The organism is Amycolatopsis sp. MJM2582 (genome assembly GCF_000754115.1).
In the GTDB taxonomy this organism is placed as follows: Bacteria; Actinomycetota; Actinomycetes; order Mycobacteriales; family Pseudonocardiaceae; genus Amycolatopsis; species Amycolatopsis japonica.
This window is the reverse complement of sequence record NZ_JPLW01000001.1, coordinates 210,762-223,385: the sequence shown is the minus strand read 5'-3', so window position 1 is coordinate 223,385 and position 12,624 is coordinate 210,762. Positions and strand designations below refer to the sequence as shown.

Sequence of the window (12,624 nt, the reverse complement as noted above, 5' to 3'; positions counted from 1 at the left end):
TTTCTGGAGGGGTTTGCGTGAAGGACTCCTTCCCTCGGCTGAGCCGAGGGAAGGAGTCCTTCACGCGCGAGGTGGAGCTAGACGGTGATCGACCAGCTGTCGAGCGTGCCGGTGTCCTGCGCGTAGGCGTCGTAGACCACGAGGGTCCAGGTGCCCGCCGCGACCTCGTTGGTCACGTTCACCGAGTAGTTCCGCGTGCCCAGGTCGGTGCAGGGCAGGGAACCGGTGGGCTTGACCGAATACGTGCTGCCGTCGGGCGCCCGCAGGCTGATGCGGAGGTCCTCGGAGCAGGTGTGCGTACCGGTGACCGTCACCTTCACCGGGGACACCGCGTTACCGGTGGCGGTGGAGGTGATCGGGCTGTTGATCGTCGCGTAGTCGTTCAGCGCGTAGTCGGTGTCGTTGGTGTACGTCCGCAAGTCGCCGCCGGTGCCGACGGTCAGCTTGTACTGAGCGGTGTGCGTGCCGCTCGCCGCGGTGCCGGTCACCGTGATGGTGCTGGTGCCGTTGGGGGTGCTCGCCGACGTCGCGATGGTGAGCGTCGAGGAGGCGCCGGACTGCACGGTGTCCGGGTTGAACGTCGCGGTCGCCCCGGCCGGGAGGCCCGAAGCGGTGAGCTTCACCGACTGCGCCGCACCGTTGACGGTCGCGGTGTTCACCGTGACGGTCGCCGATTCACCCGGCTTGACCGAACCGGACGCCGGGGTGACGCCGACCGAGAAGTCGGGGCCGGACGGCGTGCACGAGGTCGGCTCGCCGGTCGCCGCGGTGACGCTGATGGCGTCCCACGCCGCCTTGGTGGTGTTGAACTCGGTGCAGGAACCCGGGTACAGCGCGAGCGCCGCTTCCAGGGTCGCCTTGCGGGCGGCCTTGTGGTTCCAGCTGGAGGTCTTCTTCAGCAGGCCGTTGTAGAAGATCTTCGCGGCCTTCTGGATGCCGATCCCGGTGATCGAGGTGTTGTTGCAGGTCGGGCTGGCCGGCTTGCCGACCGGCGCGGTGCCCTCGGCGAGCAGGTAGAACCAGTGGTTCTGCGGGCCCGCGGCGGCGTGCACCTCGGTGTTCGGGATGGACGACGTGTAGCAGTCGGGGTTGCCGGAGATCCTGCTCGGCTTGTTCATGTAGCGGATCGGGCCCTGGCCGACCAGGTTCACGCCCTCGCCGACGTCGTAGTCCGGGACGTCCTTGGCGTTGTTGGCGTAGTGCTCGGTGATGGCGCCGAAGATGTCACCGGTGGACTCGTTGAGGCCGCCGTTCTCGTTGCCGCTGCCCGCGCCGCCCGGCGTGGTCTGGAAGATGGCGTGGCCGTACTCGTGCGCGACGACGTCCATCGGGGTGGCCTGGCGCTGGTTGTCCTGCGAGTGGCCGAAGGTGGTCGACGAGCCGTTCCAGTAGGCGTTGACCTGGTTGAGGCCGACGTAGGCGGGGAAGCCGCCGCCGCTGCCGTTGATACCGTTGCGGCCGAGCCATTCGCCCAGCATCTTCCACTCGGTCTGGACGCCGAAAAGCGTGTCGACACAAGCGGTTTCCAGGTCGGTGCCGGAGCCGTTGCCCCAGTTGTCGTCCGGTCCGCTGTAGGGCGAGCCGTTCTGGCGGGCACAGCTGATGTTGCTGCGCTGCGGGTCGCGCATCGTGTACGTGCCGCCGGAGTTCGTCGTGTCGATGGTGACGTTGCCGACGTAGTAGCTGTTCCCGGCGCCGAGCGTGCCGAGCTCGTTCGACGTGGACTTCTTCGCCGCGGTCGGGAAGTTCGACATCTTGACGTCGTCACGGGTTTCGAGCACCGCGCCGGTGGCGCCGTCCACGAACACGTGCAGGTTGCTCGGTGCCGTCGCCTTGGTGCCCGCGACGACGACCTCGTAGGCGAGCTTGGGGGAGTTCCCCGCCAGCACGACGAGCTTCGGCGCGACCACGCTGTCTACTTTGGACAGCTGGCCGCGGGCGACCTCGGTCGCCTTCGCCGCGGAGATCCTGGCCTTGGTGTCGACCGAGATCGTCGCGGTCTCCGCGGCGCTGGTGCCGCGGACGCGCCCGGCGCCGTCGGCGACCACCACCGCGTCCCCGCCGACGACCGGCAGGCCACGGTAGGTTCGTTCGTAAGCGGCGTAGAAGAGTCCTCCGCCGCCCTGGGTCAGCCCGACGCGACGGAAGTCCTCGTTGGCTCCCCTTCGCAGGTGATCCACTCCGGCCGCGGCGGCCTGGTCGGCCGCGCTCGCGGCCACGGCGTCGGGGCTCGCGGGCTGGATGGTGGCGGTGGTCGCGTTCGCCGGGGTCACCGGGAACGTCATGCTCAGGGCAAGGCCGGCGACGGCCGCCAACCCTGTTCTGAGCCCTCGCTGAACGGTCATGTGAACCTTCCATGGGCAGGACCGTGTACCCGGACGGCCAGTGGCGCGGCGGGGAATGCGACCGGGGCGGGTACACGGCGGGGGACGGGGAGCGTGCCCATTCGGATAACTGGAGTTATCCCGATGGACACGTCCGAGTAAAGGAGCCGCTCACAAGGCCGTCAATGGGCCGGATGGCCTAGCGGAGCGGACGAAGATCCACATGCGAGGAATAAAATCCCTGTGTAGTAAGAGTTTTTCCCGCCATGTGCGATATATGGCGACTTTCGTATGGTTTTCAGTCCGCCGGCCCGGAATCGGACATAGCGGCCGCGCGTACACCGCGCCGATAGGCCTCCGCCGCTTTTTCGATTAATCCGCGGGCTCGCAACGTGTCGCCCAAATGCAGTGAGGTGGCGACGAGCGCACCGCGCAGTTCGGACTTTTCCTGTGCGGTGGCGGCTTCTTCGAGCAACGCGGTCGCCGCGGGCAGATCACCTCGGGCGCGGGCGATGAGTCCCAGTAACCGGAGAACCTCGGCCTTCGCCTCGATATCGGGGGATCGATCCAGAAGCGGCCGGATCCCTTCGGCGAGTTCGGCCGCCTCGTCGAGTTCCCCTTGGCGGCGGCGGACGTCGGCGAGCTCGATCGTCGCGCCGAGTACGCCCTCCCGCGACCCGGCCTTGGCGAGCAGATCGCGAGCGAGCCGGAGTTCGGCGTGCGCCTCCTCGAGTTTTCCCAGCCGTCGCCAGAGGAAGCCGCGGGCCCAGCGGCTCCGGGCGGCGTCGCGGTCGTAGCCGATCGACGTGAACAGCCGCAGTGCGCGCGAAAGGTCCTTCTCCGCGCGGTCGACCAGACCGATCTCCTGCCACAGCTGCGCCGCCTGCCGGTGGTAGCGCGCGGAGATGTCCTTGCGGTGGGCGGAAGGAAGGACGCGTCGGCCTTCTTCGGCGGCCCGTCGCGCCCGGCGCAGCGCGCCCATTTCGATGAGCGGATGGATCAACGCGGTCAGCAGCGCCAGTTCGGCGTCCGGATCGCTCGTGCCGGTGGCGCGGAGTTCGGCGAGCGCCGTTTCGACGAGCGCGACCGACGCGCCCAGGTCGCCCGACAGCGCGCGGCAGGCGGCCAGCCGGTTGACGATCATCGCGCGCAACCGGGGCGAAGCGGCGTCGGCGAGCTCCATCGCGTGCGCGAAACCCTTGTCCGCCAACGGGATGTCGTAACGCTGCCACTGGACCTCACCGAGATAGAAGCGGGCGTGGCACTGGACGTCCGGCAGCCGGTACTCGGCCGCACGTCGCTCCACACGGGTGAATTCGCGCTCCGCCGCTTCGAGTCCGCCCTTCTGCAACTCGCGATACGCGGTTTCGAGGGCGTCGGTGAGTTCGTCGGCGGCGCCCGGCGGCCGATCGAAGCGGAGCTCGTCCGGTGTGAGGCCGAGCCGTCTGGCGAGGTGGGAGAGCACGTCGTCCGAGGGCAGGCGTCCGCCCGACTCGACCTTGGCGAGGAAGCCGCGGTCGTAGCGGGGCTCGGCCAGCTCGCGCTGGGTCAGCCCGCGTGCCCGGCGCAACCGCCGGATCCGCGCGCCGAGTGGTTCTGCCCCGCTGGACGGCACCTCGACCACGGTAGACGATTTCCCGGCGGGGATCCGGGTTGAGCAGGACGGATACCCGCCAACAACGCCCGGATCCGGTGACTTTCGACCGTCGAAACGGACATATTGACTGGTGGCGTTCCGGACGCTAGCGTCTTGCGCCATAAAAAGGAAACTTTCTTAACTAATTCGAGCGGGGCGCCGATGATGGTGAGTTCCTGGTCCCGGACGGTGGCCGCGGTTTCGGCACTGGTCCTCGGGGGTTTGACGGTTCCGGCGGTTTCGGCCGCGGCGGCGGTGCAGGGTGAGGTCCGGGTCGACCAGGTCGGCTACGGCATCACCGAGACCAAGCACGCGTATCTCCTCTCCAGCGCGCCGGGTTCGTTCTCGGTGATCGACGAACGCGGCCGGACCGTCCATCGTGGACGGACCGGGCAGTCGCTCGGCGCCTGGAACGCGAAATACCCGGCGGTGTACCAGCTGGACCTGTCGAAGGTCTGGCTTCCGGGCAAGTACCGGATCGAGGTCACCGGTGAGACCAAGGCGACCTCGCCGACGTTCCGGGTGGACACCAAGGACCGGCTCTTCACCCCGCTCGTCCGCGCCACCAACGAGTTCTTCCAGGCGCAGCGCGACGGTGACGACATCATCCCCGGCAGGCTCGACCGCAAACCCTCGCATCTGGCCGACAAGCAGGCCACGGTCTACGAATGGCCCGCGTTCGGCGGTGAATTCGGTGACGAGATCACCGAACCGCTGAAGCCGGCGGGCGGGCCGATCGACGTCGAGGGCGGCTGGGTCGACGCGGGCGACTTCGTCAAGTTCACCTCGAACACCGCGTACTCGCTGGCGGAGCTGGGATACGTGCTCCGCGAGGGCTACGACCCGGTGCTGGCCAAGGAGGTCAAGCTCGGTCTGGACTGGCTCGACAAGATGTGGGACGAGAAGAGCAAGACGCTCTATGCCCAGGTCGGCATCGGGACGGGCAGTGACAAGTTCGGCTTCCTGGGCGACCACGACGTCTGGCGGAATCCGCACGACGACGACCCGCTCGACGTGAAGCCGGGTGACCCCAAGTACTTCGTGAAGCACCGGCCGGTCTTCCCGGCGAACCCCGGTGGTTCCGCGCTCAGCCCGAACCTCGCCGGCCGCGTGGCCGCCGCGTTCGCCCTCGGCGCGCAGGTCGAGGCCAAGCGGAACCCTTCGCTGGCAAGGAAGTACTTCGCCGAGGCCGCCTCGGTGTTCGCGCAGGCCAAGACCGAGAACGTCGGCGAGCTGGTCACCGCGTTCCCGCACGCGTACTACCCGGAATCGTCCTGGCGGGACGACATGGAACTCGGCGCGACGCAGCTCGCCCTGGCGGCCAAGGCCCTGCGTGACCCGCGGTCGGCCGAATGGACCCGGCAGGCGGCGTACTGGGCGAAGGCCTACATCGACGTCGAAGAGAAGAGCACGCTCAACCTGTACGACACCAGTGCGCTGGCGCACGCCGAACTGGCGAAGCTCCTGCGGCACGGTGTCCCGGGTGCGGCGCTGGGGCCGAAGGAGCTGATCGGCGACCTCCGCCGTCAGCTCGACGAAGGTGTCGCGAGTGCGGCTCAGAGTCCTTTCCGGACCGCCGTCTCGGTGAAGGAATTCGACGCGGCCAGCAAGAGCTTCGGGTTCGCCGCGACCGAGCGGCTGTACGCGGACCTGACCGGTGACCGCCGGTACGCGGCGTTCGGCTCGCAGCAGCGGAACTTCACCCTCGGTGCGAACGCCTGGGGCATCTCGCTGGTCGTCGGCGTCGGCACCACGTATCCGCGCTGCCCGCACCACCAGGCGGCGAACCTCGCCGGTGAGGAGAAGGTGCTCTACGGCGCCGTCGTGAACGGCCCCAACGGAGCGGAGAACTTCGAGCACATGGAGCTCCCGCCCGGTTCGAAGGACTGCAAGAAGCCCTTCGACGCCTTCGACACCCCCGAGGCTCGCTACGCCGACGACCTCGCCTCGTGGCCGAGCAACGAGCCCGCCATCGACTTCACCTCGACGGCCATGCTCGCGTTCGCGCTGACCGGACGTTCCTGAGGCGTGATCGCGGGGCCCGCTTTCGTGGCGGGCCCCGCGTTCGCGTACCCGACAACTCCTGTTCGCGGCGATGCCGCCGCTCCGGACGGTGACGACGTCGTAGTCTTGGCGGGGTGAGTGAGACAAGCGAGTTCCCCGACGGCCAGTACCCGGAACGTCCGATCGAGCGCCACAAGGGCCCGGTCGTGCTGCGGCGGGATCGCCGTGACCAGGGCAGCACCACCGACCAGCGCCTGCTGGACTCGCGGGGGCCGAGCGATTGGGTGCACACCGACCCGTGGCGGGTGCTGCGGATCCAGGCCGAGTTCGTCGAGGGCTTCGGCGCGCTGGCCGAGGTGCCGCGCGCGGTGACGGTGTTCGGTTCCGCGCGGACCAAACGGGAGCACCCGGAGTACGAACTCGGCCGCAAGATCGGCGCCGCGCTCGCGAACGCGGGCTTCGCGGTGATGACCGGCGGCGGCCCCGGCGCGATGGAAGCGGTGAACCGCGGCGCCAACGAGGCGGGCGGGTTCTCCGTCGGCCTCGGCATCGAGCTGCCGTTCGAGCAGGGCCTGAACCCGTGGGTCGACCTCGGCGTCAACTTCCGGTACTTCTTCGCCCGCAAGACCATGTTCATCAAGTACTCGCAGGCGTTCATCTGCCTGCCCGGCGGTTTCGGCACGCTCGACGAGCTGTTCGAGGCGCTCACCCTGGTGCAGACGAAGAAGGTCACCAAGTTCCCGGTCGTGCTGTTCGGCAGCGACTACTGGGGCGGGCTGTACGACTGGATCGCCAAGACGCTGCTCGCCGAGGGCAAGATCGGCGAGAAGGACCTCGACCTGCTGCACGTCACCGACGACATCGACGACGCCGTGCGCGTCGTGCAGGAGTCGTACCAGGCATGGGAGGACACCCACTGATGGCGGCGCCGCGCCGGATCTGTGTCTTCTGCGGCTCGTCGATGGGCTTCGACCCGAGGTACGCCGACGAGGCCCGAGCACTGGGCACGCTGCTGGCCTCACGGGGGATCGGGCTGGTCTACGGCGGGGCCTCGGTCGGCACCATGGGCGTCGTCGCGGACGCCGCGCTCGCCGCGGGCGGTGAGGTGATCGGCGTGATCCCCGAGGCGCTGGGCAGCGTCGAGATCGCGCACGCGGGCCTGACCGAACTGCACGTCGTCGCCGACATGCACCAGCGGAAGGCGAAGATGGCGGCGCTGTCCGACGGGTTCCTCGCGCTGCCCGGCGGTGCGGGGACGCTGGAGGAGCTGTTCGAGGTGTGGACGTGGGCCCAGCTCGGGCTGCACGAGAAGCCGATCGGGCTGGTCGACGTCGGCGGGTACTACGCGCCGCTGCTGAAGTTCGCCGACCACATGGTGTCGGAGGGCTTTCTGTCGGCTGGGTACCGGGACATGCTGTCGATCGACTCGGACGCTTCGGTGCTTCTGGACGGCTTCGTGGACTACGTGCCTCCGCCTCGGCCTAAGTGGGCTAAGTAGGGCTTTGGGTCGCGTTGGTCGTGAGTGGCGATTCGGGTTCTAAGCCGAATCGCCACTCACGACCACCTGTACCGATCGGCCTGCCGGCGCTTGATCGACGCCGGAACCCCCGAGTGCGGCCTCCAGTCACGCGAGTTACGTCCCTGATCACGCGAGTCACGCCTTTGCCCACGCCGCGCGTTTGTGTCCAGTCCGTGAAGGCCTCCTTGAGGGACTCTGGGTCCCTCAAGGAGGCCTTCACGGCACTTCACCCAGGTAAGTCGCACCGTAATGCGCCAAATGTCCCTTTAGTCTCACTCGCCCCTGCAATGAAAGGCTCTTTCCTTGCAAAATTTGCAAGGAAAGAGCCTTTCATTGCAGGGGCGATGCGGAGCCGCGAGCAGCGGGGGGAGCAAGGGACCTTTGCTACCACCCCACGCCACCGCGAACCCTCAGGCAGCGCTCTGATCAGGCCGTTTGTGGTAAGAGTCGACGTACTCCTGCCCCGAAAGCTCCAGGATCGCGTACATGATCTCGTCGGTCACCGAACGCCGGATCGCCGGCGAAGAGTCCTGCCCCTCGTACCGCGAGAAGTCCAACGGCGCACCGTAGGTCACCGTGATCTTCGCCCGCCGCGGGATCCGCTTCCCGGCGGGCTGCAGGTTTTCGGTACCGGTCAGCGCGACGGGCACCACCTTCGCCCCGGTCGCCAGCGCCAGCGCCGCGACACCGGTGTGCCCGCGGTGCAGCCGCCCGTCCAGCGAGCGGGTGCCTTCGGGGTAGATCGCGAACGCGCCGCCCGCGTCGAGCACCTTCCGCGCCGCTTCGAGCGCGGCGAGACCGGCCTGCGCGTTGCCGCGTTCGACCGGGACGTAGCCGAGGCCGCCCAGGAAACCGGCCATCAGTTTGCCCTTGAGCCCGCGGCCGGTGAAGTACTCCGCCTTGCCGAGGAACTTGACCTGTCGCATCGCCGTGAAAGTGATCACGCCGGTGTCCAGCGCCGCCCGATGGTTGGGTGCCAGCAGCACCGGACCGGTGGCGGGGATGTTCTCCACGCCGCGGATCTCGGGGCGGTACAGCGCTCTGACCAGCGGGCCGAGCACGAAACGGACGAGCAGCGGTAGCAAGGTTCCTCCATCGACAGGGTGTCGGACTCCAGCATGGCACGATCACTACTCATGAGTTGGTTCGAGCGGCGCACCTGGCAGAACCCCGATTGGACGCTCGACGACATCGTCGCTGCGAAGGGTGACCGGACGGTTTCGGTCGTGCTACCGGCGCTCGACGAAGAGGACACCGTCGCCGAAGTCGTCGGCACGGTCCGCCCGTTGCTGGGCACGGTCGTCGACGAGCTGGTCGTGATGGATTCGGGCTCCACCGACGCCACCGCCGAGCTCGCCGCACGCGCCGGCGCGCGCGTGGTGCACCGCGAGGACGTGCTCCCCGAGCTGCCGCCGGTGCCGGGCAAGGGCGAAGTGCTGTGGCGGTCGCTGGCCGCGACGACCGGTGACGTCGTCGTGTTCCTCGACTCCGACCTGGTCGACCCGGATCCGGCGTTCGTGCCGACTCTCCTCGGGCCCCTGCTCTGCGAGGAAGGCGTCCACCTGGTCAAAGGCTTCTACCGGCGGCCGCTGCGCCTGGAGAGCAGCGGCGGCGGCCGGGTCACCGAACTGCTGGCGCGACCGGTTCTCTCGGCGCTGCGCCCGTCACTCTCGGGGTTGATCCAGCCGCTTGGCGGCGAGTACGCCGCTACGCGCGAGTTCCTCGAGTCGGTGCCCTTCGCGGCCGGGTACGGCGTCGAGATCGGGCTCATCCTCGACGCCGAAGCGCGCTACGGCCTCGAAGGGCTCGCTCAGGTCAACCTCGGCGTACGTAAGCATCGCAACCGCTCACTGCTTCAGCTGGGTGTGATGGCGCGCCAGATCCTCGGGACGGCGCTCGCGCGTTGCGGCATCAAGTCCGACGACCCGGCCCAGCTCACCCAGTTCGCGCAGGTGGGTGACGAATGGCTGCCGGAGGTGGCCGAGGTGTCGGTCAGCGACCGGCCGCCGATGCGCGAAGTGCGCGGTCTAGAGGCGTAGCACCTCGTCGAATCCGGCCACCTGCGATTCACGATGCGTCACGAGCACGACGGTCCCGCGCGCGGCGGCGAGCACGTCGGCCAGGACGGCGTCGCCGTGCGCCGGATCCAGACCCTCGACGGGCTCGTCCAGGACGAGGATCGGCGGTGCCGAGAGCACTGCTCTCGCCAGGATGAGCCGCTGGCGTTGCCCACCGGACAGCGCGTCGCCGTCGGAGCCGACTTCGCGATCCAGCGGCAGATCGAACCCGGCTGTGGCGCACGCGTCGAGCAGTTCGGCGTCGGAAGCGCCGGGCTTCGCGAGGAGGAGGTTCTCGCGGACGGTCGTGTGGAAGACGTGCGCGTCCGCGAGCGCGCCCGAAATCACCGACGGCAGCAGTGCCGGGTCGTAGGCATCCAGCGGCTTCCCGTTCAGCAGAGCGCGCCCGGACGTCGGCGCCACGGCTCCGAGCAGGACGTTCAACAGCGTCGTCTTCCCCGCCCCGCTCGGCCCCACGATCCCGATCCGCTTGCCCGGCGGCAGGTCCAGGTCGATGCCGTCCAGTGCCGCCGCCCTGCCCGCGAAATGAACGCCGACGCCTTCGAGCCGCAGATGTCCCGGCTCGGGAACCGCGGTCCCGCGCGCGGGCGGCGGTTCGGTCAGCAGCGAGCGCACCCGCTCGGCCGACGCCCGGACCTCGACCCAGCACTGGGCGGCCGCGGTCAGCGGCAGGACCAGTTCTAACACGGCCAGCGCGCCCAGGGCCAGTGCCGCGGTCAGTGGCGCTGAAACCCCGGCGGTCAGCGCGATCGCGACACAGGTCAGCAGCTGGACGAGGATCCCGGCCGCGGTCAGCAGGCTCGTGCGGTTCGCCGTCGCCCGGTCTCGCGACGCGAGGGAATCGACCGCGGTGTGCGCGGCGTCCACAGTGGATTCGTGGACGCCGTAGGCGATCAGCTCGCGTCGCCCGGTGATCAGTTCGACCGTCCGTTCGGCGAGGTCGGCGCGCGCCGGGGCGCTCGCTTCCGCCGCCGCGCGGGTGATCCGCACGCACAGCCACGGCAGGCCGATCCCGGCGACGGCGAGTCCTGACGCGAGCACGAGCCCGGCGGCCGGGCTGACGATCAGCGCGACCGTCGTCGACACCGCGCCGACGAAAGCGGCGACCCCTGCGGGCAGCAGGCAGCGGAGGATCGCGTCCTGTACGGCGTCCACATCGGACACCAACCGCGTGACGAGGTCGCCGCCGGAATGCCGCGAGACCCGGTGCGGCAGCAACGACGTGTACACGCGGGTCCGCAAGGCGCCGAGATAGCGCAGGACGACTTCGTGCCCGGCGAGCCGTTCCGCGTAACGCAGCCCGCCGCGCAGCAATGCCAGCGTCCGTACGGCGACGATCGCCACGGTGAGCGACGCCAGCGGCGGCTGCTCGGCCGCCTTGAGCAGCAGCCACGCGGCGGTGGCCATCAGTGCCAGTCCCGCCAGCTCGGCACCGGCCGCGATCAGCCCGGCACGGGCCAGCCGTACGGCGTCCTTTGTGGACACTCCCCAGACGTTCACACCAGTTCCCGTTCTCGTACGGCGCCATCGTGGACTTCGAGGACGCGGGTGGCCAGCGCGGTCATCGCGGGCCGGTGGGCGACGAGTACCGCGGTCCGGCCGGTGAGCAGTGCACGGGTCGCGCCGAGCACGGCGGCTTCGGTCCCCGCGTCGAGCCTGGCGGTCGGCTCGTCGAGCAGCGCCAGACCCGCCTCGGTGCGGGCCAGCGCCCTGGCCAGGCCGAGCCTTTGCCGCTGACCGGCCGAAAGCGGCGCGCCCAGTTCACCGATCCGGGTCCGGTAGCCGTCGGGCAGGCCGTGCACGACCTCGTCGAACGCCGCCGCGCGTGCCGCGGCTTGGACGTCCGGCACCTGGCCCATCGCGATGTTCTCTTCGACGGTCCCGGTGAACAACGTCGGCCGTTGCGGCACCCACGCCGTCCCGGCCCGCCACGCGGCCGGATCCAGCTCGCGCAGGTCGACGCCGTCGACGAGGACCCGGCCGGACGTCGGCGTGACGAAGCCCAGCAGCACGGCCAGCAGCGTGCTCTTCCCGGAACCACTGGGCCCGACGAGCGCGACGTGCTCACCCGCCTCGATCGTCATGTCCACTTCGGACAGTACGGTCTCGTCGCCGTACGCCACGCTCACCTTCTCCAGCACGATCCGCGGCGCGCTGCGGCGGGCCACCCGCGAGCCCCCGGTGACCTCTTCCGGACGCACGGCCAGCGCTTCCCGCAGCGTGGCGAGCCCTTCCGCGCTGGCGTGGAACTTCGCCCCCGCGGCCCGCAGTGGCAGATAAGCCTCAGGCGCGAGCAGCAGCACGAGCACCGCGGTGTGCACGACCATGCCGCCTTCCAGCAGCCGGAAACCGATCGGCACCGCCACGAGCGCGACCGAAAGCGTCGCGACCAGCTCCAGTACCAGCGCGGACAGGAACGCGACCCGCAGCGTGCGCATGGTCGCGTCGGTGTGCGCGTCCGCCATCGCCCGCACGGTCTTCGCCTGCGCCTCCGCGCGGCCGAACACCTTGAGCGTGCCGAGCCCGCGCACGACGTCGAGGAAATGCCCGCCCAGCTTGGAAAGCAGCGACCATTGCTTGGCGGTCTTCGCCTTCGTGTGCTGTCCGACCAGGATCGCGAACACCGGGATCAGCGGCAGCGTCGCGGTGATGATCAGCGCCGACGACAGATCCGCGGCGAACAGCCGGACGAGCACCGCGACCGGGATGATCGCCGAGAGCATCACCGTCGGCAGATACCCGGTCAGGTAGGCGTCGCTCGCGTCGATCCCCTTGGTCACCAGGGTCGCGACCTCGCCCGGGTTCTCCGCCTCCGCGCCGAGAAGCCGTTTGCGCAGCCCGGATTTGACGTTCGCCGCGAACCGGCCGCCGACGGAACCCTGGACACCGGCGAGCAGCGCCCGCGCCGCGATGGCGGCCACGAGCGTCCAGGTCACGCCGCCGCCGGTGAGCAGCGTCGCGAGACCGTCGGCCTGGACGAGGATCGCCGCGGCGGTCAGCGTTCCGAGGGCGGCCAATACGCCGAAGTGGCGCCGCAATCCGGGAAGGGGAGGCATCTCTCGG

Annotated in this window: 9 protein-coding genes; 4 read left to right on the top strand and 5 right to left on the bottom strand. The window is 69.4% G+C overall.

What is annotated here, in order from left to right; all coding sequences use genetic code 11:
- Positions 1-77: 77 nt before the first annotated feature.
- Both ED92_RS00990 and ED92_RS00985 read right to left on the bottom strand, forming a co-directional pair.
- Entirely contained in the window at positions 78-2,345 is a 2,268-nt protein-coding gene (locus ED92_RS00990) for a M4 family metallopeptidase (protein WP_152610809.1), read from the bottom strand.
- A 277-nt stretch (positions 2,346-2,622) separates the two neighbouring features.
- Positions 2,623-3,939: a helix-turn-helix domain-containing protein gene (locus ED92_RS00985; protein WP_235213171.1), complete on the bottom strand. Its 1,317-nt coding sequence runs from the start codon at positions 3,937-3,939 to the stop codon at positions 2,623-2,625.
- A gap of 183 nt (positions 3,940-4,122) precedes the next feature.
- Here ED92_RS00985 and ED92_RS00980 point away from each other — a divergent pair, with 183 nt between their 5' ends.
- The 3 genes from ED92_RS00980 to ED92_RS00970 all read left to right on the top strand — a co-directional run bounded on the left by ED92_RS00980 (position 4,123) and on the right by ED92_RS00970 (position 7,462).
- On the top strand, positions 4,123-5,985 hold the full coding sequence (locus ED92_RS00980) for a glycoside hydrolase family 9 protein (RefSeq protein ID WP_037332187.1): 1,863 nt from the start codon (positions 4,123-4,125) through the stop codon (positions 5,983-5,985).
- Between the two features lie 113 nt (positions 5,986-6,098).
- Complete coding sequence (locus ED92_RS00975) at positions 6,099-6,884, top strand: TIGR00730 family Rossman fold protein (RefSeq protein ID WP_016331429.1); 786 nt, start codon at positions 6,099-6,101, stop codon at positions 6,882-6,884.
- Positions 6,884-7,462, top strand: coding sequence for a TIGR00730 family Rossman fold protein (locus tag ED92_RS00970; protein WP_037332184.1), 579 nt, complete (start codon positions 6,884-6,886; stop codon positions 7,460-7,462). Before ED92_RS00975 ends, ED92_RS00970 begins: the two co-directional genes overlap by 1 nt.
- A gap of 431 nt (positions 7,463-7,893) precedes the next feature.
- Here the strand turns inward: ED92_RS00970 and ED92_RS00965 are convergent, their stop codons facing one another.
- The gene (locus ED92_RS00965) at positions 7,894-8,568 is read right to left on the bottom strand and encodes a 1-acyl-sn-glycerol-3-phosphate acyltransferase (RefSeq protein ID WP_037332183.1); all 675 of its coding nucleotides are present in this window, start codon (positions 8,566-8,568) and stop codon (positions 7,894-7,896) included.
- A gap of 51 nt (positions 8,569-8,619) precedes the next feature.
- On the opposite strand from ED92_RS00965, the gene ED92_RS00960 reads away from it, so the two are divergent.
- Entirely contained in the window at positions 8,620-9,522 is a 903-nt protein-coding gene (locus ED92_RS00960) for a glucosyl-3-phosphoglycerate synthase (RefSeq protein ID WP_037332181.1), read from the top strand.
- Here ED92_RS00960 and cydC read toward each other — a convergent pair.
- Complete coding sequence (gene cydC / locus ED92_RS00955) at positions 9,511-11,061, bottom strand: thiol reductant ABC exporter subunit CydC (protein WP_037332179.1); 1,551 nt, start codon at positions 11,059-11,061, stop codon at positions 9,511-9,513. The two genes, ED92_RS00960 and cydC, sit on opposite strands and share 12 nt — an antisense overlap.
- Positions 11,058-12,617: a thiol reductant ABC exporter subunit CydD gene (gene cydD / locus ED92_RS00950; RefSeq protein WP_037332178.1), complete on the bottom strand. Its 1,560-nt coding sequence runs from the start codon at positions 12,615-12,617 to the stop codon at positions 11,058-11,060. The genes cydC and cydD overlap by 4 nt, the downstream gene beginning before the upstream one ends.
- Positions 12,618-12,624: the final 7 nt, after the last annotated feature.

What these genes read in the sequence shown, in the direction of transcription:
- ED92_RS00990 (WP_152610809.1), bottom strand. Translation starts at nt 2,345, where the DNA reads ATGACCGTTCAGCGAGGGCTCAGAACAGGGTTGGCGGCCGTCGCCGGC.
- ED92_RS00980 (WP_037332187.1), top strand. Translation starts at nt 4,123, where the DNA reads ATGATGGTGAGTTCCTGGTCCCGGACGGTGGCCGCGGTTTCGGCACTG.
- ED92_RS00970 (WP_037332184.1), top strand. Translation starts at nt 6,884, where the DNA reads ATGGCGGCGCCGCGCCGGATCTGTGTCTTCTGCGGCTCGTCGATGGGC.
- ED92_RS00960 (WP_037332181.1), top strand. Translation starts at nt 8,620, where the DNA reads ATGAGTTGGTTCGAGCGGCGCACCTGGCAGAACCCCGATTGGACGCTC.
- cydD (WP_037332178.1), bottom strand. Translation starts at nt 12,617, where the DNA reads ATGCCTCCCCTTCCCGGATTGCGGCGCCACTTCGGCGTATTGGCCGCC.